21 protein-coding genes are annotated in these 22,046 nt (G+C 71.8%); 4 read left to right on the top strand and 17 right to left on the bottom strand.

Going from position 1 to position 22,046, the window contains the following annotated elements; translation table 11 throughout:
• Window positions 1–22: 22 nt before the first annotated feature.
• The 4 genes from AP234_RS29555 to mraZ form a co-directional block, all read right to left on the bottom strand.
• Window positions 23–2,203 carry a peptidoglycan D,D-transpeptidase FtsI family protein gene (locus tag AP234_RS29555; protein ID WP_083502554.1) on the bottom strand — a complete coding sequence of 727 codons (2,181 nt, stop codon included), beginning with the start codon at window positions 2,201–2,203 and terminating at the stop codon, window positions 23–25.
• Window positions 2,200–2,667, bottom strand: coding sequence for a hypothetical protein (locus tag AP234_RS29550; protein ID WP_055483037.1), 468 nt, complete (start codon window positions 2,665–2,667; stop codon window positions 2,200–2,202). The genes AP234_RS29555 and AP234_RS29550 overlap by 4 nt, the downstream gene beginning before the upstream one ends.
• Window positions 2,664–3,587 (bottom strand): 16S rRNA (cytosine(1402)-N(4))-methyltransferase RsmH, encoded by a 924-nt coding sequence (rsmH, locus tag AP234_RS29545; RefSeq protein ID WP_083502553.1) that lies wholly within the window; start codon window positions 3,585–3,587, stop codon window positions 2,664–2,666. Before rsmH ends, AP234_RS29550 begins: the two co-directional genes overlap by 4 nt.
• Window positions 3,588–3,804: 217 nt before the next feature.
• On the bottom strand, window positions 3,805–4,236 hold the full coding sequence (mraZ, locus tag AP234_RS29540) for a division/cell wall cluster transcriptional repressor MraZ (RefSeq protein WP_055483035.1): 432 nt from the start codon (window positions 4,234–4,236) through the stop codon (window positions 3,805–3,807).
• Between the two features lie 377 nt (window positions 4,237–4,613).
• On the opposite strand from mraZ, the gene AP234_RS29535 reads away from it, so the two are divergent.
• From AP234_RS29535 to AP234_RS29525, 3 genes are read left to right on the top strand one after another with little or no spacing between them, the layout of a single operon-like run.
• Complete coding sequence (locus tag AP234_RS29535; protein WP_055483075.1) at window positions 4,614–5,549, top strand: AAA family ATPase; 936 nt, start codon at window positions 4,614–4,616, stop codon at window positions 5,547–5,549.
• Entirely contained in the window at window positions 5,546–6,784 is a 1,239-nt protein-coding gene (locus AP234_RS29530) for a DUF58 domain-containing protein (RefSeq protein ID WP_055483034.1), read from the top strand. Before AP234_RS29535 ends, AP234_RS29530 begins: the two co-directional genes overlap by 4 nt.
• Window positions 6,781–9,138 carry a transglutaminase TgpA family protein gene (locus tag AP234_RS29525; protein WP_055483074.1) on the top strand — a complete coding sequence of 786 codons (2,358 nt, stop codon included), beginning with the start codon at window positions 6,781–6,783 and terminating at the stop codon, window positions 9,136–9,138. Before AP234_RS29530 ends, AP234_RS29525 begins: the two co-directional genes overlap by 4 nt.
• 71 nt (window positions 9,139–9,209) lie before the next feature.
• On the opposite strand, the gene AP234_RS29520 is transcribed toward AP234_RS29525, so the two are convergent.
• The 7 genes from AP234_RS29520 to AP234_RS29490 all read right to left on the bottom strand — a co-directional run bounded on the left by AP234_RS29520 (window position 9,210) and on the right by AP234_RS29490 (window position 15,443).
• The gene (locus tag AP234_RS29520; RefSeq protein ID WP_055483033.1) at window positions 9,210–9,593 is read right to left on the bottom strand and encodes a DUF3040 domain-containing protein; all 384 of its coding nucleotides are present in this window, start codon (window positions 9,591–9,593) and stop codon (window positions 9,210–9,212) included.
• A 147-nt stretch (window positions 9,594–9,740) separates the two neighbouring features.
• Window positions 9,741–10,976, bottom strand: coding sequence for a DNA polymerase IV (gene dinB / locus AP234_RS29515; protein WP_055483032.1), 1,236 nt, complete (start codon window positions 10,974–10,976; stop codon window positions 9,741–9,743).
• 37 nt (window positions 10,977–11,013) lie between these two features.
• Window positions 11,014–11,706 (bottom strand): methyltransferase domain-containing protein, encoded by a 693-nt coding sequence (locus AP234_RS29510; protein ID WP_055483031.1) that lies wholly within the window; start codon window positions 11,704–11,706, stop codon window positions 11,014–11,016.
• A gap of 110 nt (window positions 11,707–11,816) precedes the next feature.
• The gene (gene nusB / locus AP234_RS29505; RefSeq protein WP_055483030.1) at window positions 11,817–12,227 is read right to left on the bottom strand and encodes a transcription antitermination factor NusB; all 411 of its coding nucleotides are present in this window, start codon (window positions 12,225–12,227) and stop codon (window positions 11,817–11,819) included.
• 1 nt (window position 12,228) lies between these two features.
• Window positions 12,229–12,789, bottom strand: a complete 561-nt coding sequence (gene efp, locus AP234_RS29500; RefSeq protein ID WP_055483029.1) for an elongation factor P — start codon at window positions 12,787–12,789, stop codon at window positions 12,229–12,231.
• 23 nt (window positions 12,790–12,812) lie between these two features.
• Window positions 12,813–13,901 carry a M24 family metallopeptidase gene (locus tag AP234_RS29495; protein ID WP_055483028.1) on the bottom strand — a complete coding sequence of 363 codons (1,089 nt, stop codon included), beginning with the start codon at window positions 13,899–13,901 and terminating at the stop codon, window positions 12,813–12,815.
• Between the two features lie 9 nt (window positions 13,902–13,910).
• On the bottom strand, window positions 13,911–15,443 hold the full coding sequence (locus AP234_RS29490; RefSeq protein ID WP_055483073.1) for an MDR family MFS transporter: 1,533 nt from the start codon (window positions 15,441–15,443) through the stop codon (window positions 13,911–13,913).
• A gap of 103 nt (window positions 15,444–15,546) precedes the next feature.
• On the opposite strand from AP234_RS29490, the gene AP234_RS29485 reads away from it, so the two are divergent.
• On the top strand, window positions 15,547–16,161 hold the full coding sequence (locus AP234_RS29485; protein ID WP_063843132.1) for a TetR/AcrR family transcriptional regulator: 615 nt from the start codon (window positions 15,547–15,549) through the stop codon (window positions 16,159–16,161).
• A 235-nt stretch (window positions 16,162–16,396) separates the two neighbouring features.
• Here the strand turns inward: AP234_RS29485 and AP234_RS29480 are convergent, their stop codons facing one another.
• The 6 genes from AP234_RS29480 to AP234_RS29455 are packed head-to-tail and all read right to left on the bottom strand — an operon-like array spanning window position 16,397 to window position 21,953.
• Window positions 16,397–17,431, bottom strand: coding sequence for an LLM class F420-dependent oxidoreductase (locus tag AP234_RS29480; RefSeq protein WP_055483027.1), 1,035 nt, complete (start codon window positions 17,429–17,431; stop codon window positions 16,397–16,399).
• A gap of 29 nt (window positions 17,432–17,460) precedes the next feature.
• A complete protein-coding gene (locus AP234_RS29475) occupies window positions 17,461–18,252 on the bottom strand; it encodes an SAM-dependent methyltransferase (protein WP_055483026.1) in 792 nt (263 codons plus the stop codon).
• Window positions 18,253–18,283: 31 nt separating this feature from the next.
• Complete coding sequence (locus AP234_RS29470) at window positions 18,284–18,868, bottom strand: nucleotidyltransferase family protein (protein WP_055483025.1); 585 nt, start codon at window positions 18,866–18,868, stop codon at window positions 18,284–18,286.
• Window positions 18,869–18,873: 5 nt separating this feature from the next.
• Window positions 18,874–19,971 carry an XdhC/CoxI family protein gene (locus AP234_RS29465; RefSeq protein ID WP_055483024.1) on the bottom strand — a complete coding sequence of 366 codons (1,098 nt, stop codon included), beginning with the start codon at window positions 19,969–19,971 and terminating at the stop codon, window positions 18,874–18,876.
• A complete protein-coding gene (locus AP234_RS29460; RefSeq protein ID WP_235558447.1) occupies window positions 19,964–21,094 on the bottom strand; it encodes a VWA domain-containing protein in 1,131 nt (376 codons plus the stop codon). Before AP234_RS29460 ends, AP234_RS29465 begins: the two co-directional genes overlap by 8 nt.
• A gap of 13 nt (window positions 21,095–21,107) precedes the next feature.
• Window positions 21,108–21,953: an AAA family ATPase gene (locus AP234_RS29455; protein ID WP_055483072.1), complete on the bottom strand. Its 846-nt coding sequence runs from the start codon at window positions 21,951–21,953 to the stop codon at window positions 21,108–21,110.
• Window positions 21,954–22,046: the final 93 nt, after the last annotated feature.

Below are 22,046 nucleotides of genomic sequence, written 5' to 3'. Positions count from 1 at the left end.
ACGCACGGCGAGAGCGTACCCCTTACCGACCGGCACGGAGGACGACGTCGGGCGTCTTCGTACCCGTCGGAGGGATCTTCCTGGTCTTCAACGCGAATGTCATGACATCCCTGAACACGGGGGCGGCCACGGTGCCGCCGTAGTGACCTTTCTTCGGATCCTGGATGACGGCGAGGGCCATCAGCCGCGGCTGGTCCGCCGGTGTGAAGCCGACGAACGTCGCCGTATACCCGCAGTATCCCCCGCATTCTTGGTCATATCGCATCGCGGTGCCGGTCTTGCCCGCGACCCGGTAGCCGGGGATCGCCGCCTCCGTTCCCGTGCCGTCGAGCCCGACGGCGGCCTCCAGCATGAGCGAGATGTCCCGGGCGGTGCGCTCGCTGATCACCCGGGTCCGCTTCGGCGCCGGGGCGGGCACGAACTTGCCGTGCTCGTCGGTGGTGCCCGCGACGATCGAGGGGGTGATCCGCACCCCGCCGTTGGCGATCGTCTGGTAGACACTGGCGATCTGCAGCGCGGTGACCGAGATGCCCTGTCCGTAGGCGATCGTGCAGCGCTGGCTGCCGGACCAGCTCTGCCAGTCCGGCAGCAGGCCGGCCTCCTCACCCGGAAGGCCGACGCCGCTCTTGGCGCCGAACCCGAAGGCCCGGAACATCTCGTACAGCCGCTGGCTGCTGATCCGCTCCGCCGCCATGATCGTGCCGACGTTGCTCGACTCCGCGATGATCCCGGCGAAGGTGAGCCGCTCGGGCGGGTGCGGGTGCGCGTCCTTGAGCTGCCTGTCGGCGCACTGGATGCGGTCGGGCACGCGGAACACGGTGTCGGACCTGACCGCGCCGGACTCGATCGCCGCCGCGGCCGCGATCACCTTGTTGGTGCTGCCGGGCTCGAACACCTCCGCCACCGACCGGTTGCGCCGATCCTGCGGCGTGCTGTCCTGCCAGTGCTCGAGGTCGACCTCGGGCGCGTTGGCCATGGCCACGATCTGGCCGGTGCGCACGTCGATGACGATCACGCTGCCGCTGCTCGCCCGAGAGGCCTTCACCTGTTCGGCGATCGCCTCCTGCGCGGCCCACTGGACGTCCCTGTCGATGGTCAGCCGGACGTCGCGGCCGGGCACCGGCTCCTGCCGGGTGCTGCGGGTCAGCGGGATCCGCTGCCGCTCCCCGCCGAGCTCGAAGGTCTGCTCGCCGTCACGGCCCGCCAGCACCTCGTCGTAGGCGCTCTCCAGCCCGGCCAGGCCGTACCCGTCGACGCCGACGAACCCGATGATGCCGCCCGCGAGACTGCCGCCCGGGTAGTCCCGGTGGTAGGTCCGCTTGGCGCCCACCCCCCTGAACCCGTAGCTCATGATCTTCTTGGCGCGCAGCGGGTCGACACCTCGGGCGACCACCGCGTACCGCGAGGTCGTCTTGGCCAGTTTGGCGTCGATCTCCTCTTTCGGGCGGTTCAGCTCGGTGGCGAGGGTGGTGGCGACCTGGTCCCGCTTGGCGGGGTCGACCTCCTTGGGATCGAGGTAGATCTCCCGGGCCTCGACGGTCACCGCGAGCTCGTGCCCCGCGATGTCCGTGATCGAGCCGCGCCGCGCCGGCAGCTTCTCCGGCTGCACGCGCTGGTCGGCGCCCCTCGCCTGGAGCACCTTGGAGTCCAGCCCCTGCAGCTGCACCAGCCGCCCGGCGAGCAGGGACAGCACGAACGCCATCGCGACCAGCCCGGCGTTCAGCCGCCGCGCGGGATCGCTGAGCCGCAGAGTGGCGGGCGGCCGCGGCGGAGGCGGAGGCGGCGCCGACCGGCGCTTCGGTCCGGGCGCGCGCGGTGTCCCGGAGCCGCGCCGCCATCCGGGGGCACGCCGTGCTCCGCGCTCCGGCCCGGCCGCGCGCTCCGCTCCGGAGCCGCGGGGCGGACCGCCGGCGGACCCCTGCCGCTCCTTCCGCTGGGCGCCCCGCTGGGCGCCCTGGGACGGCTGTCCGCCGGGCTGCGGCTTCTGGGCCTGCGACCGGGACGGCTGCGGCTTGGGAGGCTGTGCTTTCGGCGGCTGGGATTTCGGCGACTGCGGCTTGGGAGGCTGTGACTTGGGAGGCTGGGATTTCGGCGGCTGCGCCGTACGGGGCGGGCCGGGCGGGCGCGGCGGCCGGGGCGGACGACCGTCGACCGGTCCCCCGCCCCCCTGTCGCGGCGGACGCCTGCTCCCGCCCGGATTCACCTGGTCCCGTCCACCGGCCGGGACGTGATGAACGACGGCGGCGAGTCGTCCCGCTCCAGTCCGGGCGGAACCATGCTCGTCAGCGCCTCCGGCTGCTCGGCCTTGCGGGCCAGCTTCTCTTCGAGCGCCGCCTGCTCGCGCAGCTGGTCGATGCTCGACCGCAGGTCCCTCTCCTTGTACGTCCCCTGGGCGAGGGTCACGTTGAGCAGCAGCAGGGTGACCAGGCCGCCGCACATCAGGCCGATGACGAGCAGGACGAACGGCGCCTTCGGCGCCCGACGTACCGCTGCGGACACCCTCGACGTCGTCGCGCGTGGCGCCCTGACGCCGATGGTCCCGAGTTCCCCCTCGGGCCGTGGCGTGATCTTCGGCCGGGGCGTGGGCCGCGTCTTGGGCCGGCTCTTCGTCTGCGTCCTCAGCTGTGCCTGGAGCTGTGACGGTCGTGTCTGCTGCGCTGTCCTCATCCCTGGCGGATCCTCTCTGCCGCCCGCAAACGGGCCGAGGCCGCCCGCGGGTTGTCGGCGACCTCGTCGTCGTCCGGGAGCTCCGCTCCCCTCGTCAGAAGGCGGAACCGGGGCTGGTGAGCCTCGAGCGGGACCGGAAGCCCGGGGGGACCGGTATCCCTGGTTCGCGCCGCGAGGACCTGCTTGGTGAGCCGGTCCTCCAGTGAGTGGTAGGCGAGCACGACCACCCGCCCGCCGAGTGCCAGCGCGTCGAGGGCCGCGGGCAGGGCACGCTCCAGGGCGGCCAGCTCCTGGTTGACCTCGATGCGCAGGGCTTGGAACGTTCTTTTGGCCGGGTTCCCCCCCGTGCGCCTCGTCGCAGCGGGTATCGCCGTCCGTACAAGATCGGCAAGTCGTCTGGTCGTCATGATGGGATGTTCGACGCGCTCTTTGGCGACGAGGTTCGCGATGCGCGCCGCGAATTTTTCCTCGCCGTAGTCTCGCAGCACGCGGCTGAGCTCGGCCACCGAATATGTGTTCACCACGTCGGCGGCGGTCAGCTCCTGGCCGGGATCCATCCGCATGTCGAGCGGCGCGTCATAGGAGTACGCGAAGCCGCGCTCGGCCTCGTCGAGCTGGGGAGAGGACACCCCGAGATCGAACAGCGCGCCGTGGACGCGGGGCCGTCCGGCCGCGGCCAGTACCTCGGGCAGCTCGTCGGAGACGGCGCGCACGAGGGTGATCCGCTCGGAATAGGGCGCGAGCCGCGCGGTGGACCGTTCGATGGCGGTGGGGTCGCGGTCGATGCCGATCAGATGCAGGGCCGGATGGGCCGCCAGCAGCGCCTCCGCGTGCCCGCCGAGGCCGAGGTTGGCGTCGACGACGACCGGCTCCGGCCCGGTCAGCGCGGGAGCGAGCAACTCCAGAACGCGACCGATCATGACCGGAACGTGACCACCCGGGTGCCCAGGATCTTGCGACAACGCCTTCCGCCCCCCATATCGTCCGGCCCCTTTATATCGTCCGGCCAGGTCCCCATCCGCATCGCCGGCCCTGGCATCTGACACCGGGGAAGGTGCATCAGCTGCCGCCACATGGGAGCGGGTGGAGACCTCGCCGAACGTCACGACGGGTCTTTCGATCAAAGGATCGAACAGATCAAAGGATTCCGGGCAACACCTCCTCCGACAGGTCGGAGAACTCCTGCTCCTGGGCGGCCAGATAGGTCTCCCACCCCTGGGTGTCCCAGATCTCCAGCCTGGTGTTCGCACCGATCACCGTGCAGTCACGTGTCAAACCCGCATACCGCCTCAGGGCCTGCGGAATCGTGATCCGCCCCTGCCTGTCCGGCGTCTCGTCCGACGCCCCGGCGAAGAACACACGGCTGTAATCGCGGACCGCCTTGGCCGTCATCGGAGCGGTGCGCAGGGCCTCGGTGATGCGCTGGAACTCCTCTACTGGGAAGACGTAGAGGCAACGCTCCTGGCCTTTGGTGATCACAAGACCCTCCGCCAGCTCCTCGCGAAACTTCGCCGGCAGGAACAGCCGTCCTTTGTCATCCAGGCGCAGCGGATGGGTGCCGAGGAACACCGAACCCACCTCCTGCGCCTTGCGGAGCGCTCGGCACTACAGCCTCTGCTCTCCACTGCGCACCACCATACTCCACTTCTCTCCACCGTCAACTGATTCACGCCGTGTCGGCGTGTCATTTTCTCCGCGTTTTCCCAGGTAAATGAGGGTGGGGCGAAGTGGAGCGCGCGGAGGCCGCCGGCCCCGGTGGTACAGGGGAAGCCGTACGAGAGGAAAGCGCACGGCCTTTGTCACGGGATTCAGACGAAGGTGCGACGTGGACAAACTCGCCCGGGAACCTCCAGGGTCATAGGGTCTGTACCACAAGAAACAAAATGTATGGTTTAACCCGCATTTATGGAGGCCCGGTGGCAGCAACCTCCGACGTCGAGATCGACATGGACATCGACATCGCGCACCGGATCGGCCGGGCGATCGAATCCGTGATCGAAGGCAAGAGCGACGTCGTCCGCCTCACCCTCACCGTGCTCCTGGCGGAGGGGCACCTCCTCATCGAGGATGTGCCCGGTGTCGGCAAGACCATGCTGGCCAAGGCCCTGGGGCGCTCGATCGACTGTCCCGTCAAGCGCGTGCAGTTCACCCCAGACCTCCTGCCCAGCGACATCACCGGAGTCAGCGCGTACAACCAACTGACCAGAGAGTTCGAGTTCAAACCAGGACCGGTCTTCGCCAACGTCGTCGTGGGCGACGAGATCAACCGGGCCTCGCCCAAGACGCAGTCGGCGCTGCTGGAGTGCATGGAGGAGCGGCAGGTGACCGTGGACGGCGTCACCTACGAGCTCGCGCCGCCGTTCATGGTCATCGCGACCCAGAACCCGATCGAGATGGAGGGGACCTATCCCCTGCCCGAGGCCCAGCGCGACCGCTTCACCGCGAAGATCGCGATGGGCTATCCCGCTCCGGCCGCCGAGCTGGAGATGCTCGACGTCCACGGCGCCGCCCAGCCGCTGGCCGAGCTGCGGCCGGTGGCGACCACGGCCGAGGTGCTGGGGCTGATCCGGGCCGTGCGCGCGGTCTACGTCTCGCCTGCGGTGAAGCAGTACGCCGTCGACCTGGTGACCGCCACCAGGAACTCGCCCGACCTGCGGCTGGGCGCCTCGCCGCGGGCCACCCTGCACCTGGTGCGCGGCGCCAGGGCGCACGCCGCGCTGTCCGGCCGCGACTACGTCATCCCCGACGACCTGCAGGATCTGGCCGTGCCCGTCCTGGCGCACCGGCTGCTGCCGAGCGTCGAGGCCCAGGGACAGCGCCGCCGGCCGGAGCAGGTGGTCGCCGACCTGGTGCGTCACATACCCGTGCCGGACGCCAAGTGAGCGGATTGAGGGCCCTGACCTCCCGGGGACGGTCGTTCATCGCCTCGGGGGCGGCGGCCCTGCTGTGCGCCCTGCTCCTGGGGGAGCACGACCTGCTGCGGGTGGCCGTCCTGATCGTCGCGCTGCCGCTGCTCGCGGCGCTGATCGTGGTACGGACCCGGTATCGGCTCGCCTGCTCCAGGCGGCTCGATCCGTCCCGGGTCCAGGCGGGCGGCGAAGGCACGGTCACGCTGCGGCTGGAGAACGTCACCCGCCTGCCGACCGGGCTGCTGCTCGTGGAGGACGACATCCCGCACGCGCTGGGCACCACCCGCCCGCGGTTCGTCCTCGACCGCGTGGAGCCGCACGGCGTCCGGGAGATCGACTACAAGGTGCGCTCCGAACTGCGGGGGCGTTTCCCGATCGGCCCGCTGTCGGTCCGGATCGCCGACCCGTTCGGGCTGGTCGAGCTGACCAGATCGTTCACGATCACCGACACCCTCGTGGTCACCCCCGAGGTGGTGCCGCTGCCGCCGGTGCGGCTGTCCGGCGAGTGGACGGGCGGGGGCGACAGCCGTACCCGCTCGGTGGCCGCTGCGGGCGACGACGACGTGGCGCCGCGCGAGTACCGCCAGGGCGACGACCTGCGCCGGGTCCACTGGCGGTCGACCGCGCGGCACGGCGAGCTGATGGTCAGGCGCGAGGAGCAGCAGTGGCAGAGCCGGGGCGCGCTGCTGCTGGACACCCGCAGATGCGCCCACCGGGGCGACGGCCCCCGATCGTCGTTCGAGGTCGCGGTCTCGGCCGCCGCCTCGATCGGCGTGCACCTGTCACGTGACGGACTGGGCCTGCGCCTGATCACCGACCAGGGCGCGCAGCATCTGGCCGACACCGGCGCCTCGTGGTCGCTGCTCGACGCGCTCTCGGTCGTACGGCACAGCTCGGCCCGGTCGATGGAGCACGGGATCGCGGCGCTGCGGCAGGGCGGCGGCGACGGCCTGATCGTCGCCGTGCTTGGAGAGATCGACTCCCTCGACGCGCGGGAGCTGGCCCGGCTCAAGCAGCCCGGCGTGACCGGGATCGCGGTCCTGCTGGACGTCACGGGGGAGACCGGGACGACGGGGCAGGACGCCGGCGAGACCGCCGAGAACGTACTGGCCGCCGGCGGATGGCGGACGATCCGGCTGCCCGCCGGCGTGTCGCTCGCGGCGGTCTGGCCGGAGGCCGCGCACAGGAGGGCGGGCATCAGCCGATGAAGTTACCCATCGCCGCCGGGCTGGCCACGGCCGCCGTCACGATCACGCTCTATCCGCTGTTCCAGGGCGGGGCCTGGTTCTGGGCCTGTGCCGGCGCCGTCCTGGTGACCACGGCGACGGGAGCGCTGCTGTCCCGTCTCGCCCCGCGCGACCGGGCCTCCTCCCCCTGGGTGACGTCGCACATCATGGCGGCCGCGCTGCTGATCTACCTCACCGCCGCCTTCGCGGGTGATCAGGCGTGGCTGCGGGTGATCCCCAACAAGGACTCGGTGCTGCGGCTGTTCTTCCTGCTCGTCGAGGGCTTCGACGACATCCAGCGGTACGCCGCCCCGGTGCCGGCCGACCCCGCGGTCTGCCTGCTGACGGCGGGCGGCGTCGGGCTCATCGCGATTTTCGTGGATCTCCTCGCGGTACGGCTCCGCCGCGCCGCGACGGCCGGGCTGCCGATGCTGGCCCTGTTCACCGTGCCGGCGGCCGTGATGACCGATCCGATCGGCTGGCCCGCGTTCGTGATCGGCGCATTCGGGTACGTCGGCCTGCTGGTGGCGGACGGCCGGGAACGGCTGAGCCGCTGGGGCCGTGCCGTGATCGTGCGGCGGTCGCGGCTCACCCCCGGCAGCGGGGTGCTTCCCGACACGGGCCGCCTGGCGCTTTCGGGCAAGCGGATCGGCGTGATGGCCATCGCGCTCGCGATCCTGGTCCCCGGCCTGCTGCCGACGCTGTCGCCCGATCCGCTGTTCGGCTTCGGCGTGGGCAACGGCTCGGGCCCGGGCGGGGGCACCATCGGCGTGCCCGACGCGATGGTCAAGCTGGGCGGACAGCTCAGACAGCCGGAGAACAAGCCCGTGCTGACCTACACCACCTCCGACGGCCGCTCCCGCTACCTGCGCATCTACTCACTGGACAGGTTCGACGGAACGACCTGGCGGGTCGGCACGCTGCAGGGGCGCAGGGAGGACCGGGTGTCGGCCGGGCCGCTCCCCCCGCCTCCGGGACTCGGCCCCGGCATCGCCACACGCCGGGCGGAGACCCGGATCTCGATCAGCGAGGACATCAGCAAGCTCAACTTCCTGCCCCTGCCGTACCCGCCGGCGCAGGTCGACGTGGACGGCGACTGGCGGGCCGACCGCTTCTCGCTGCAGGTCTTCTCCACCGAGGACGAGGCCGCGGGCCTGAGCTACCAGGTCGTCACCGATGAACCGGAGCCGACCACCGAGCAGCTCAGGCTGACGCCGGCGGTGGATCCGGACGTCGACAGTCCCTATCTGGAGTTGCCCGTCACACTCGATCCGGAGATCCACGAGCTGGCCCTGGAGGTCACCAGGCGGGTCGCCACGCCGTACGAGAAGGCGGTGCGGCTTCAGGAGTGGTTCACCAGGACCGGCGGCTTCACCTACAGCCTGGACGTCGGGGGCGGCGGTCCGGCCGTGCTGACGGACTTCCTGCTGGGGACCCGGACGGGATACTGCGAGCATTTCGCCGGCGCGATGGCCGTGATGGCGCGCTCGCTCGGCATCCCGGCCAGGGTGGCGACCGGCTACACGGGCGGCACGAGGGCCGGCGATACCTGGACCGTGCGCACGCACGACTCCCACGCCTGGCCGGAACTGTACTTCGACGGCATCGGCTGGCTGCGCTTCGAGCCGACCCCCGGCGGCAGCGGCGGCCAGGGCACCGCCCAGGCGCCGCAGTACACGCTGCCGGTGACCCCCACGACCGCACCGACGTCCGGTCCCTCCCGCGACTCGGCGGCGGAGACCGACGAGACCGATGACGCCGCGAACCCCGTCCGGCCGGACCGGCGCCGGGCCGACCGGGACATGGACGGCTCCCCCGTGCCGCTGGCGTCGAGACCGTCGACGGCGGCCAAGGTGGGCGCCGGTCTGGCCGCCGTCCTGCTGCTGGCGCTGACGCCGGCGGGGATCAGGGGAATGGTGCGGCTGCGGCGCCGGCGCGCGCTGGCGGCGGCCGCCGCCGCGCCTGCCCCCGCCGTCGAGGCCGCGTGGGCCGAGCTGTGCGACGCGCTCACCGATCTCGGGCTGGCTCGCGAGCCCGGGGAGAGCCCGCGTGCGCTGGGCAGGCGGCTGATCGATCGGCACGGGATGGACGGCGAGGAGGCCGAGTCCGTGGTACGGATCGTCTCGGCGCAGGAGCGGCTGCGCTACGCCCGCACGCCGGGGGACGCGATCCCCGGGCCGGCCGATCTCACGCGGGTGCGCAGGGGACTGGCGCGCGGGGTCTCACGGCGGCGGCGGCTGGCGGTCGGTCTGGCCCCCATGTCGACGCTGCAGCGCATCCGGGCGTTCGGCGGGAGAGCTCTCGAGGTCTTCGACCTGTCCCTCGCTCGCCGTTAGGCCCCGCCCGCCGCCCCGGAGGAGGGGCGGCGGGCGGGTTCGTGGTCTCGGTCAGGGAAGGGGTGGGGGGATCAGCGCTCGTCGCGGCGGCGGTGCCAGCGCTCCTCCATCCGCTCCATGAAGCTCTGCTTGCGGCTGGGCTTGCGTCCGCGGGGCTGGGCGGCCGATGGGGAATCGCCGAACCCGTTCATGCGCATCCAGCTCGACAGGCCCCAAAGACAGGCGGCCAGCATCACGACGAACCCGGCGGCACCGAGGGGGATCTGCGCCGCCACGACACCTACCATCAGCATCACCACGCCGAGGGCGAAGCCGATCCAGGCCTTGACCAGGCGGCGCTTGTAGTGGTTGCGCGGATCTCTGGTTCGGACGCTATTGGCCCACTTCGGGTCCTCGGCGTAGAGGGCCTGCTCGATCTGGTCGAGCAAGCGCTGCTCGTGCTCAGACAGCGGCACGGCGCCTCCCAAGGACGGCCCCATTCAGGGGAAAACGGCTACAGACGACACGGGGTGTCCAGACCTCGCGGTCGGTTATCCCCAGAATACGAGCCCGTAGACGTAGGCGAAAGAAAACGTCCAACGCGGGCCAAACCGGAGGCGACGTCATGGACCCATTGCATCAAACGAACGACGCACCAGCGACGCCGGGCGCACCGCATCGGGTCCGAACCGCCGAGCGGCCCGGTCCATCGCCAGCTCGGCCTCCCGCCAACCCGTCTCCCGCTCGCCCAGACCGAGCTGGCGGGTCGCCGTGGCCGCCGGGCGGAGGTTCTCCACCCGGACTCCGACCAGCCTGAGGCGCACCCGCTCCAGCCCTGCGGCCTCGTAGAGCGCGCGGGCCGTCTCATAGATCTCCTTCGCCACGTCGGTCGTCTCGCGAAGCGTACGCGACCGGGTGATCGTGGTGAAGTCGGAACGGCGCAACTTCACGCTGACCGTCCTGCCGACGTGTCCGCCCGCCCGCAGCCGCGCCGCGACCCGCTCGGACAGTCGCAGCAACTCCCGCCTGATCGTCTCCGGGTCGTCGATGTCGTGCGGGAAGGTCTCCTCACCGCCGATGCTCTTGTCGGGGGCGTCGGCCACCACCGGGCGGTCGTCCCGGCCCCAGGCCAGCTCCGCCAGGTGGGCCCCGACGGCCCCGAACTCGCGCCGGAGCGTGGCGACGGGCACCTGGGCCAGGTCCCCCACGGTCCTGATGCCGAGCCGTACGAGGGCCTGCTCCGTGCGCTCGCCCACGCCCCACAGCTCCCCGACGGGCAGCGGGTGGAGGAACTCCACGACCCGGTCGGCCGGGACGACCAGCAGCCCGTCCGGCTTGCACGCCCGGGAGGCGAGCTTGGCCACGAACTTGCTGCTCGCCACGCCCACCGAGCAGGTGATGCCGTGGCGCCGTGCCACCTGCTCGCGGATCATCCCGGCGATGACGGCGGGCGGGCCGAGCCTGCGGCGGGCCCCGCCGACGTCGAGGAACGCCTCGTCGGACGCGATCGGCTCCACCAGCGGCGTGATGGTCCTGAAGATCTCCATGACGCCCCGGGAGACCTCGGCGTACCTTCCGTGACGAGGCGGGATGATCGTCGCAGCCGGGCACAGCCGGCGGGCCCGGGTCATCGGCATCGCCGAGTGGACGCCGAAGCGCCGGGCCTCGTAGGTGGCGCTCAGCACCACGCCGCGCGCGCCCGGCGACCCCACGATGACCGGGGTGCCCTTCAGCTCGGGCCGCTCGAGCAGCTCCACGCTGGCGTAGAAGGCGTCCATGTCCACGTGCAGGATCGGGCAGCCGTCGTCGACGGCCGCACGACGGGCCTCGCCACCGCTCCTGACATGGTTCCGGGACACACCATCGACTCTACCCGAACAGCCATTCGAAAGCACGTCACCTGTGGGCGATGACGTGGAGCTGGACGGCGATGTCGCGCAGCACGGGGTGGCCGGCCGCCGCCCGCTCCAGCGCGATCAACGCCTCGGGATCGCTCTCGGCGGTCATGCCGGGCACCAGCTCGGAGAAGATCCGCACGCCGTGCACCTCGGTCACGGTGAACCCCGCTGCGGCGAGCAGCCCGGCCAGCGCCTCCCGGGAGAACCACCTTCCCGGCGGCTCGGCCAGCAGCCGCCGGGCCTCCTCGAACTGGCCCGCCAGCGCGCGGTGCACGGCGGCGGCGACCGAGTTGGCCGCGAGCACGCTGACCGCGCCGCCTTCGCGGAGGACGCCGCGGACGGCGCTCAGCGCCCCCGCCGGTTCGTCGACGTACTCCAGCACGCTGTGACACAGCACGAGGTCGGCGCCGCCGGGTTCCAGCAGGTCGCCGAGGTCCGCCACATCGCCCTGCAGGCCCTTGACGCCCACGCCGTTCTCGGCCGCGCGGCGTTCCAGCGCGGCGAGCGAGTCGGGCGTCGGGTCGACCACGGTCACCGCGTGACCCAGCCGCGCGAGCGGTACGGCGAAGCCGCCGGTGCCGCCCCCGGCGTCGACGATGTCGAGCGTGTCGCGCCCGGCGGCCGCCGACCGCCGGGCGAGGACGGCGCGCAGCGCCTCCCAGACAACGGTCTGCCGTGTGGCGTCACGCATGTGCGGCCTCCTACGTTCACAGGCCACGCCGCCGGGCGCGGCGGCGCTTTCCAGTGCGACGGGCTTCCAGGCTTCCAGGTCGAGAGGCCTCTTTCCAGTGCGACGGCCGCTCAGAGCGACAGGGACGGCTTGAGCTGCTTGAAACGGGCCAGCAGCCCGTTCACGAACTGCGGAGACTCGTCGGTCGACAGCTCCCCCGCCAGGTGTACCCACTCGCTGATGACCACGCCCTCGGGCACGTCATCCGACCAGAGCATCTCGAAGGTGCCGGCGCGCAGGATGTTCCGGTCGACCGCCGGCATCCGCTCCAGGGTCCACCCCTCCGAGTACGTCGAGATCAGCTCGTCGATGCGCTCCAGGTGCCGGACCACGCCCTCGACGATCCTCGTCGTGTAGTCGTGGACGGGCGGGTCGGAGCGCTCCACCCGTTCGGCCAGCACGCCGAGCGGGCTCTCTCTGCGGGCTTCGGCCTCGAAGAGGATGTCCAGCGCGCGGCGGCGCGCCTTCCCCCGAGCCGACACGTCAGGCCCGACCGAGGTATTCGCCGCTGCGGGTGTCGACCTTGACCTTCTCGCCGGTCGTGATGAACAGCGGGACCTTGATCTCCGCGCCGGTCTCCAGCGTGGCGGGCTTGGTGCCGCCGGTGGAGCGGTCGCCCTGCAGGCCAGGGTCGGTGTGCGAGATCGTCAGCTCGACGGCGGCGGGCAGGTCCACGTACAGCGGGTTGCCCTCGTTGAACGCGACCGTGGCCGTGGTGTTCTCCAGCATGTAGTTGGCGGCGTCGCCCACCACCGAGCGCGGCACGTTGACCATGTCGTAGGTCTCGGTGTCCATGAAGACGAAGTCGTCGCCGTCGAGGTAGGAGTACTGCATCTCGCGCTTGTCGACGTTGGCCACGTCGACCTTGACGCCGGCGTTGAAGGTCCGGTCGAGCACCTTGCCGGTCAGCACGTTCTTGAGCTTGGTGCGGACGAACGCGCCGCCCTTGCCCGGCTTGACGTGCTGGAACTCGACGACGGTCCACAGCTCTCCGCCGTCGAGCTTGAGCACGAGTCCGTTCTTCAGGTCGTTCGTCGTCGCCACGTGGTCTCCCGCATGCGGCTGCCCTACAAGATGAGCAGCTCCTTGGTGGTCAGTGTGAGAAGCTCCGGCCCGTCGTCACGCGTGACCAGCGTGTCCTCGATGCGCACGCCGCCCCTGCCCGGCAGGTAAACCCCCGGCTCGACGGTGATCGGAACTCGATCCTCTAGTCTACCGGTCCTGTCAGGGCCCAGGAACGGCTGTTCGTGGATCTCCAGGCCGACGCCGTGGCCCAGCCCGTGCTCGAAGTGCTCAGCGTGCCCCGCCCGCTCGATCACGCCGCGCGCCGCCGCGTCCACCTCGTGCGCCGTCGCCCCCGGCCGTACGGCCAGGCACCCGGCCTGCTGGGCCTGCCGTACGAGCTCGTAGAGGTCGCGCTGCCAGGCGGCCGGCCGGCCGACGGCGACGGTGCGGGTCATGTCGGCGTGGTAGCCGCCGTAGCGGGCGCCGAAGTCGATGGTCACCAGGTCGCCGGACCGAATCCGCCGGTCCGAGGGCGCGTGGTGCGGGATCGAGCCGTTGGGCCCCGACGCCACGATGGAGTCGAAGGCCGGCTTGTCCGCCCCCAGCTCCGTCATGCGGACCTCCAGCCACCTGGCGATCTCCCGCTCGGTGACACCCGGGGCGATCCGCTCGACGACCTGCGAGAACGCCTCATCGGTGATCGCGCAGGCCCGGCGCAGCGCGTCGATCTCCTGCTCGTCCTTGACCGCGCGCACCGCCTCGACCAGCCCGGAGACCGGGGTCAGCCGGGCGCTCGGATCTCCGCCGAGCCGCTCGCCGAGCCGCCCGAACATGGCCACCGTCATGTGGTCGGCCTCGACGGCGAGGCCGCCGGCCGCGCCCGCGCGGGCGAGCAGCGCGCCGGCCACGTCGCGGTCGACGATCACCTCCACGTCCCGGCACTGCCGCTGCGCGGTCTCCGCGTACCGGGAGTCGGTGGCGAGCATGGCCTGCCCCTCGGCGCCGACGAGCACGGCGGCGTTCGAGCTGGACAGGCCGGTGAGGTAGCGCACGTTGACGGGCCACGTGACGAGCACGGCGGCGACGCCGTGCTCGGGGAGCGCCGCGGCCAGCCGGGCCCGGCGGGCGGCATGGAGTGAGGCATATGACACGGTTGGACTCTACTGCGCGGATTCGGAGCGGGAGCGCCCCGAGCGCAGCACCGCCTCGCGGAGGCAGAGCACCGCGACGAGGCCCAGCACCGCGGCCGGGACCCCGACCAGGAACACCGTGCGCATCGCCGAGGCGAACGCCTGGATCACGACGTCCCGCACGTGTGCGGGCAGGTGCTGGATCGCGTCCGGGGTGCCCAGCGCGAGGCCGGCCGTCCCACCGGGCGCGTGCGCGAGCATCGCGGCCAGCTCGTCCCGCACCCTGTTGGTGAGGATCGCGCCGAAGGCCGCCACCCCGATCGCGCCGCCGAGGCTGCGGAAGAAGGAGACGCCGGAGGTGCTGACCGCCATGTCGCGCCGCTCGACCGCGTTCTGGGTGGCGAGGATCAGCATCTGCATGCTCAGCCCGAGCCCCACGCCGACGATCGCGGTGTCGGCCCCGATCACGAGGAAGGACGAGCGGACCTCCAGGCGGGACAGCGACCACATGCCCACGGTCACCAGCAGCAGGCCGGCCACCGGGAACGCCTTCCACCGGCCGGTCCTGGTCACGATCCGGCCCGAGGTGATCGACGCCAGGAACAGGCCGAGGACCATGGGCAGCGTCATGAGCCCGGAGTCGGTCGGGGTGAGGCCCTTGACGATCTGCAGGTACTGCGGAAGGTAGATCATCACACCGAACATGGCGATGCCGATGAGCAGCGACGCCAGGGAGGCAAGGACGAACGTACGGTTGCGGAACAGGCGCGGCGGCAGGATCGGGTCGGCGGCCCTGCGCTCGGCCGGGATCGCCAGGGCGAACAGCACCACGCTGAGCACGCCCAGGCCGTACGTCCAGGGGGACCCCCATTCGAACTCGTGGCCGCCCAGCGACAGCAGGAGCATCAGCGTGGTCGCGCCGCCGGTCAGCATGGTCGCGCCCCACCAGTCGATCTTGGCGGCCCGCTTCACGCGCGGCAGCCGCAGCACCCGCTGGATGACGATGAACGCCACGAGCGCGAGCGGGACGCAGACGTAGAAGCACCAGCGCCAGCCGAGCCATTCCGTGTCCACGATGAACCCGCCGAGGAGCGGCCCGGCGACCGTGGAGACGCCGAACACCGCTCCCACGTAGCCCGAGTAGCGCCCCCGCTCACGCGGCTCGACCACGTCGCCGAGGATCACCTGGACGAGTGCGGACAGACCACCCGCCCCGATGCCCTGCACCGCCCGGCCGGCGATCAGCATGCCGATGTTCTGCGAGAGCCCGGCCGCCATCGACGAGGCCACGAAGAGCCCGAGGGCGAGCTGGAACATCAGCTTGCGGCCGAAGATGTCGGAGAGCTTTCCCCACAGCGGGGTCGAGACCGTCATCGTCAGCAGCGTCGAACTGGCCACCCACGAGTACTGCTCCTGCCCGCCGAGTTCGCCCACGATCGTCGGCAGCGCCGTACCGATGACGGACGTGGAGATCATCGAGGTCAGCAGGGCGAGCAGCAATCCGGAGAGGATCTCCATGACCTCGCGATGCGTGTACGACCGCGGCGCCGTTTCCCGCACCATCTCCTGGGTCACGCGATCTCCTCTCCCCGGGCCCGCCGCTGTTACCAGGCCACACCCCTAGTAGACGCTTGTTTACTCGTGAAATCACGATAACCTACGAAAGGTGACGACACGAGATCGGGAGGCCACCGAAGAGCGGATCCTCTCGGCCGCGCGCGAACTGTTCGCCGAGCACGGCTACGACCACGTGACGATCCGGATGATCGCGTCGGCGGCCGAGGCGAACCCCGCGCTCGTCAACCGCTACTTCGGGTCGAAGGTCGATCTGTTCGCCAAGGTCCTGGCGAGCGGGTCCACGCTGGAGTCGGAGCTCGAGGACGGCCCGGAGGAACTGCCCGCCCGGCTGGCCGCACGGGTCGCCCGGCGGCTGAGCCTCGGCGGCCGCGACCCGCTGACGCGGATGATCGACCGGGCGGGGGCGAGTCCGGAGATCCGGGCGGTGCTGCGGGCGCGGGTCGAGTCCGGCATAGTCGACGTGCTCAAGGCGCGGCTGACCGGCCCCGGCGTCGAGGAGCGGGCCCTGCTCGCCACGATGGTCATCCTCGGTGCCGGCCCCCTGCGCAGGCTCGTCGATCCGGAGACGGTCGGCGGAGCGGACCCGGAGGTGCTGTCCGCCCGGCTGGAGCAGATCTTCGCCGCCTGCCTGGACGAACCCCTCGCTCCCCCGCCCCCCGGACCCACCCGTGATCTTGCGAATTCTCGCAGGGACCCCGGCTGAGCCGCGGAAATCAATCCAGTGATCTTGCAGTTTCTTGCAGACATACCTCCTGACGTGCACTTACACCCTCGTCGATCTTGCACTTAGCGGTCAAGTGCAAGATCACTAAAGGTGTCTTCCCTGCTCAGTGGGCAGGTCTGCGAGAAACTGCAAGGTCACGAACGCGACGTGCCTGCCAGCGGCGCGTGCCTGCGAGAATTCGCAAGATCACGGCGGGGGACCCCCGGGGGGTGGGTCAGGCGGCCAGGTCCCTGATCTTCTCGATCAGGCGGACGCGATCGGCGTGGGTGCGGGCGACGGGGGTCACGTTCAGCGTGGTGACGCCCGCCTCGCGCATGGCCGCCAGCCGCTCCCTGACGTGGCCTTCGGGGCCGACCAGCGACATCCGCTCCAGCAGCTCCCGCGGCACCGCGGCCTCCGCCTCCTTCTTGCGGCCCGAGAGGTAGAGGTCCTGGATCAGCTCGGCCTCCCGCTCGTAGCCGTACCGGCGGGCCAGATCGTTGTAGAAGTTCTTGCCGCGCGCGCCCATGCCGCCGATGTAGAGGGCGGCCATCGAGCGGCCCAGCTCCAGGATGCCGTCCACGTCGTCGCCGATGGCCAGCACCGCCTGGGCGATCACGTCCAGCTCGCCGAGCGCGGGGTCCCTGCGCGCCCCGCCGGAGGCCAGCGACCGGCCCCAGACGTCGGCGGCCTTCTCCGGCATGAAGAAGATCGGCTCCCAGCCCTCGGCGATCTCGGCGGCGAGCTCCACGTTCTTCGGCCCGATCGCCGCGATCACGATGGGGATCCGCTCCCGCACCGGATGGTTGATCAGCTTGAGCGGCTTGCCCAGGCCGGTGCCACCCGGCAACGGCATCGAATAGTGCTTGCCCGAGTGCTCCAGCCGCTCCCGCCGCCACACCTTGCGGCAGATCTCCACGACCTCGCGGGTGCGGCCGAGCGGCGCGGTGTACGGCACGCCGTGGAAGCCCTCGATCACCTGCGGGCCGGACGCGCCGATGCCGAGCGTGAAGCGGCCGTCGGAGACGTAGTCCAGGCCGGCCGCCGTCATGGCCAGCAGCGTGGGCGTACGCGAGTAGATCGGCAGGATGCCCGAGGCGATCTGGAGCCGCTCGGTCCTCGCGGCGATGTACCCCATCTGGCTGACCGCGTCGAAGCTGTAGGCCTCGGCCACGAACACGATGTCGAGGCCGGCCTTCTCGTAGTCGGACAGCTCCGCGACGGTCTCCTTGAACCCTCCCGCGTAGTTGAGGGCCATCCCGATCCGCATCCGCTCTCCTTCTGGTCTGCGAGCGACCCTTATGGTCTGCGTGCGACCCCGCCGAGCACCGCCATGATGTCGGCCCGCAGCGGCAGCGAGTCCGGCTCGGGCCGCCACTCGTGCAGCTGGACCAGGCCGGGCTCGACCAGTTCGAGGCCGCCGAAGAACCTCTCGATGGCCGCGCGGGGACGGGCCTCGAAGGGCGCGTTGGCATTACCGTACACGCCGCCCGTCTGCGCCATGATGTCGGTCAGGGCGTCGGAGCAGACGTGCGAGATCACGAAGTGGCTCCCGGCGGGCAGGGCCGCCGCGTACCTGGCCACGATGCCGGCCGGGTCCTCCTCGTCCGGCACGAAGTGCAGGCAGGACACCATCAGCACGCCGACCGGCCCGTCGAAGGCGAACGCGCCGAGCACCTCCTCCGGGCGCCGCAGGTCGGCCTCCAGGAACTCCACCCTGGGGTCGCCCGCGAGCAGCGCCCGACCGTGCGCGGCCACCACGGGGTCGTTGTCGACGTAGCGGACCCGCGCGTCGGGCGCCTCGTCGAACGCGATCTCGTGCACGTTGCCCTGCGTGGGCAGCCCGGCGCCGAGATCGAGGAACACGCGGATGCCGCGCTCGCGGACCAGGAAGCGTACGGCCCGGCCGAGGAAGGCGCGATTCTCCCTGACCGCCTCCCTGACGTGCCCTTGGGAGATCTCGATCACTCTCTCCGCCGCCGCGCGATCGGCCGGGAAGTGATTCTTCCCACCGAGGTAGTAATCGTACATCCGGGCCACGTTGGGGCGGGTGACGTCGAGCCCGCCGGGGATCTGTGCCTGGTCTGCCACTCGACTCTCCTCAGTAGAGCTCAGCGGAAGCTCAATCAGGATGATCATAGCGGGCGCGGATCCGGCGCAGATCCTCCTGAGTGTCGACATCGGCCGGATCGCCCGCGTCGTCACAGGGCACCGGGGTCACCAGCTCGGGATGCGCCCGCAGGAACGGCCGCGCCCCGACGTCTCCCTCGGCCAGCGCGCACACCTCGGCGAAGTGTTCGCGCGCGATCAGCACCGGGTTGCGCGGCGCCCCGCCGTACGTCGCCACGGCGACGGCGGCGCCGGACCGGAACGCCTCGATCAGCCGCCGTACGGCGGCCGGCCGGACCAGCGGCTGGTCCACGAGGGCGATCACCACGGCGGCGGCCGTGCCGGGCAGCGACCGCAGGCCCGCGCGCAGGGACGAGCCCATGCCGGTCGTCCAGTCGGGGTTGCGCACGGTCACCGCCCTCCCGGCCGGGATCTCGGCGGCCCCGAGCACGACGACGACCGGATGACAGCCGCCCTCGGCGAGGAGGCGGACGCCACGCTCGGCGAGCCGTTCGCCGGCGAACTCCACCACGGCCTTCGGCGTTCCGAGCCGGGTGCCGCCGCCTGCGGCCAGCAGCAGTCCGGCGACCTCCACCATGGCCCTCACCCGTCGCCGTGTATCCGGCCGGTCGTCTCGCTGAGTGAGCCGCCCGAGCCGCCCCAGCGGAGCTTGATCAGCTCGGCCGCGATCGAGACGGCGGTCTCCTCCGGCGTACGGGCCCCCAGGTCGAGCCCTATCGGCGAGCGCAGCCGCGCCAGCTCGGCCTCCGACAGGCCCGCCTCGCGCAGCCGGGCCAGCCGGTCGTCGTGGGTCCGCCGCGAGCCCATCGCCCCGATGTACGCCGCCGGCGTCCGCAGGGCCACCTCCAGCAGCGGGACGTCGAACTTGGGATCGTGGGTGAGCACGCAGATGACCGTACGCCCGTCCACCACGGTCTCCGCCAGGTAGTCGTGCGGCCACCTGACCACCACCTCGTCCGCCTCGGGGAAGCGCTTGGCGGTGGCGAAGACCGGCCGGGCGTCGCACACGACGACGTGGTAGCCGAGGAACTTGCCGACGCGGGCCACCGCCGCGGCGAAATCGATCGCGCCGAAGACGAGCATCCGCGGCGCCGGCGCGAACGAGTGGACGAACACCTGCAGGTCGTCCAGCCGCCGCTCGCCCTGCGGGCCGTAGCGCCGCATCCCGGTCGACCCCTGGGCCAGCATGCCGCGCACGTCGTCGTCCACGGCCTCGTCCAGCCGCGCCGAGCCGAGCGACCCGGAGGCGTGATCCGGCCACACCACGCGCCGTGCCCCGACCGGGCCCGGCCCGGCCACGATCGTGGCCACGGCGACCGGACGCCGCGCCTCGATCGACTCGGCCACCTCCCCCAGTTCGGGAAACGTCTCCTTGCCGACGGGTTCGACGAACACGTCGATGATGCCCCCGCAGGTCAACCCGACGGCGAAGGCGTCGTCGTCGCTCACGCCGTACCGCTGCAGCACCGCCGCCCCGCCGGCCACGACCTCACGCGCCAGCTCGTACACCGCGCCTTCGACGCAGCCGCCGGACACGCTGCCGACCACCTCGGTGCCGAGCACCGCCATGGCCGCGCCCGGCGGGCGCGGCGCGCTGCGGAACGTGCCGACCACCGTGGCCAGCCCGAACCGCTCCCCCGACTCCCACCATTCGAGGATCTGGGGCAGCACGTCACGCATCGGCCGCCACCTCCCGTTCCGTCCGTCCGCTTCGGCCCGCCAGAAGCGCGGCCAGGTTCTCGTACGCGGCCAGGCTGTGCCCGGCCACGAAGTCGGTGACGTACGGCAACGCCGCGCGCATCCCGGCCGTGAGCGGCCGGTAGGCCGGGTCGCCCTTGTGCGGGTTGACCCAGATCACCCGATGGGCGATGCGGGACAGGCGGGCCATCTGGGCGCCGAGCAGGTCGGCCGAGCCCCGCTCCCAGCCGTCGGAGGCGATCACGACGGTGGCGCCGCGCGGGTGGGGCAGCCGCAGCAGCGCCTTCAGCTCCTCCCCCAGCCGGGTCCCGCCGCTCCAGTCGGGGATCACGGCCGAGCACGCGCCCATCGCCACATCCGGATCGCGGTGCCGCAGCTCGGCGGTGATCCTGGTGAGCCTGGTGCCCGCGCTGAACACCTCGGTCGCCCCCGGCTCGGTGCGCACCAGCGCGTGGGCGAAGCGCAGCAGCGTGTCGGCGTAGGGGGCCATCGACCCGCTGACGTCCACGACCACGACCACCCGGCGCGGCCGGTCCCGGTGCGCGCGCAGACGCAGCCGCGCCACATCGCCGCCGCGCCTGACCGCCTCCCTGACCGTGCGGCGGCCGTCCAGGTCGCCCCGGTGCGAGGGCCGGAACCGCCGGGAGGAGCGGCGCTCCCGCTCGTCGCGCAGCAGCGCGAGCAGGCGGTGGATCTCACGCCGCTCCGCCTCGGTCAGGTGCGCCACGTCGCGGTTGCGCAGCACCTCGACCTCGCTCGCCGTCGCGGGCAGCGCGCTCTGCTCGCCCGCGCCCTCCGGCTCGCGCGGGTCGTACGGCAGGGCGACGGTGCGGGTGACGGTCACGGTCATGGCCGCCCTGGCCGGAGGCGGCCGCCGCCCGCCGAAGAAGGCGGCGAAGCAGCGGTCGTACCTGGGCAGGTCGTCGGGGCCGGCGCACAGCGTGACGCGGCCCGCCCAGTAGACGTCCCGCTCACTGGTGACGTCCAGGTGGGCGAGCGCTCGCAGGAAGCTCTGCTCCCGGTGGTGATCGGCCGCCACCCCGGCGGCGCGCAGCGTGCGGGCGAACCCCGCCGCCACCCCGGCCACCGACCCCGCGTCAGGCACGGGCGGCCCCATGTCAGGCATGGCGTCCGTCCCATTCGGCCCGTACGGCCTCCTGATCCTCCCGATACTTCAGCAGCGCGCCGAGGGAGGCGGCGGCCAGGCCGGGGTCGAGGCGGGTGGCGCCCAGCGTGAGCAGGGCGGCGGTCCAGTCGAGCGTCTCCGCGACCCCCGGCGGCTTGACCAGGTCGGCCCCGCGCATCCGGGCCGCCGCCTCGGCGACCTCGGCGGCCAGCCGCTCGGTGCAGCCGGGCTGCCTCCGCAGCAGGATCGCCACCTCGCGGTCGAAGCCGGGGTGCTCCAGCCAGTGGTAGAGACAGCGCCGCTTGAGCGCGTCGTGGACCTCACGCGTCCGGTTGGAGGTCACGACGACGACCGGCGGGGTCTGCGCGCGGATCGTGCCGAGCTCGGGGATCGAGATCGTGAAGTCGGACAGGACCTCCAGCAGAAAGGCCTCGAACTCGTCGTCGGCCCGGTCGATCTCGTCCACGAGCAGCACACTGGGCTGGGTCTCCAGGGCCCGCAGCAGCGGCCGGGCGACCAGGAACCGCCGGTCGTAGATCTCGCCCTCCAGGGCTCCGGCGTCGGTCGCCCCGGTGACCTCCGCCGCCTTCAGGTGCAGGAGCTGGCGCGCGAAGTCCCAGTCGTAGAGCGCCTGGGCCGCGTCGATCCCCTCATAGCACTGCAACCTGATCAGCGGCGCGTCCAGGATCGCCGCCAGGGTCTTGGCCAGCTCGGTCTTGCCGACGCCGGCCTCGCCCTCGAGGAAGAGCGGGCGGCCCATCCGCAGCGCCAGGAACGCCGCGGTCGACAGCCCTTCATCCGCCAGGTAGTCGTGCCCGTCGAGGAGCTCCGCCAGCATCGCCGGCGACTCGATGTCAGATGCCTTGATTGTCCGCCGCAGCACAGGCACAGGCTACGTCGCCGCCGATCGCGGGGCATCGGCCGAATCCGC

This window comes from Sphaerimonospora mesophila, from assembly GCF_001417795.1.
Classification (GTDB): domain Bacteria; phylum Actinomycetota; class Actinomycetes; order Streptosporangiales; family Streptosporangiaceae; genus Sphaerimonospora; species Sphaerimonospora mesophila.
Note: the sequence above shows the minus strand (reverse complement) of the source record. Positions and strands in the feature narration are given on the sequence as shown.

What these genes read in the sequence shown, in the direction of transcription:
- AP234_RS29550 (WP_055483037.1), bottom strand. Translation starts at nt 2,667, where the DNA reads ATGAGGACAGCGCAGCAGACACGACCGTCACAGCTCCAGGCACAGCTG.
- rsmH (WP_083502553.1), bottom strand. Translation starts at nt 3,587, where the DNA reads ATGATCGGTCGCGTTCTGGAGTTGCTCGCTCCCGCGCTGACCGGGCCG.
- AP234_RS29535 (WP_055483075.1), top strand. Translation starts at nt 4,614, where the DNA reads ATGGACATCGACATCGCGCACCGGATCGGCCGGGCGATCGAATCCGTG.
- AP234_RS29525 (WP_055483074.1), top strand. Translation starts at nt 6,781, where the DNA reads ATGAAGTTACCCATCGCCGCCGGGCTGGCCACGGCCGCCGTCACGATC.
- AP234_RS29510 (WP_055483031.1), bottom strand. Translation starts at nt 11,706, where the DNA reads ATGCGTGACGCCACACGGCAGACCGTTGTCTGGGAGGCGCTGCGCGCC.
- AP234_RS29490 (WP_055483073.1), bottom strand. Translation starts at nt 15,443, where the DNA reads ATGGTGCGGGAAACGGCGCCGCGGTCGTACACGCATCGCGAGGTCATG.
- AP234_RS29480 (WP_055483027.1), bottom strand. Translation starts at nt 17,431, where the DNA reads ATGCGGATCGGGATGGCCCTCAACTACGCGGGAGGGTTCAAGGAGACC.
- AP234_RS29470 (WP_055483025.1), bottom strand. Translation starts at nt 18,868, where the DNA reads ATGGTGGAGGTCGCCGGACTGCTGCTGGCCGCAGGCGGCGGCACCCGG.
- AP234_RS29465 (WP_055483024.1), bottom strand. Translation starts at nt 19,971, where the DNA reads ATGCGTGACGTGCTGCCCCAGATCCTCGAATGGTGGGAGTCGGGGGAG.
- AP234_RS29455 (WP_055483072.1), bottom strand. Translation starts at nt 21,953, where the DNA reads ATGCTGGCGGAGCTCCTCGACGGGCACGACTACCTGGCGGATGAAGGG.